Origin of the sequence: Paenibacillus sp. MCAF9, assembly GCF_052114265.1 — a bacterium.
Classification (GTDB): domain Bacteria; phylum Bacillota; class Bacilli; order Paenibacillales; family Paenibacillaceae; genus Pristimantibacillus.
Map to the genome: position 1 here is coordinate 1 of NZ_JBFREL010000087.1, position 553 is coordinate 553.

Annotated in this window: 2 rRNA genes; both read left to right on the top strand. The window is 48.5% G+C overall.

Annotated features, from left to right (window positions below):
- The first annotated feature begins 2 nt into the window (after positions 1 to 2).
- Positions 3 to 119, top strand: a 5S ribosomal RNA gene (rrf, locus tag AB4Z45_RS33025).
- Positions 120 to 406: 287 nt separating this feature from the next.
- A 23S ribosomal RNA gene (locus tag AB4Z45_RS33030) occupies positions 407 to 553 on the top strand; the annotation flags it as partial.

Genomic DNA, 553 nt, shown 5'->3' on the forward strand with positions numbered 1-553 from the left:
CGTTTGGTGGCGATGGCGGAGGTGAACCACGCGTTCCCATACCGAACACGACCGTTAAGCCCTTCAGCGCCGATGGTACTTAGACCGCAGGGTCTTGGGAGAGTAGGACGTCGCCAAGCGGATTAAATCATACAAGCGAGTTACCAACTTTTAGTGGTTGATTGTAACRAGYGAATATGTTAATCTAACACTCCTGCTGCGRAAGCAGTRTGGACACAATTGCACCTTGAAAACTGGATAACGAAAGAAAAAGAATTGCTGAAACATCCTTTAGTTGTTTTTACGTAAGCGAGAGGTGTTCGAGATTGTTCCGACTTCTTTTCGTTTTGTTTCAACCATTTGATGTCTTAGGAGATCAGAGAAACAAAATGAAAACGGCGGACAAGCCGAATCACCACGAGCAGTTGGTTAAGCTAGTAAGAGCGCACGGAGGATGCCTAGGCACCAGGAGCCGAAGAAGGACGTGGCGAACAACGATACCGCCCCGGGGAGCCGTAAGCAGGCATTGATCCGAGGATTTCCGAATGGGGAAACCCAGCTATCGTAATGGATA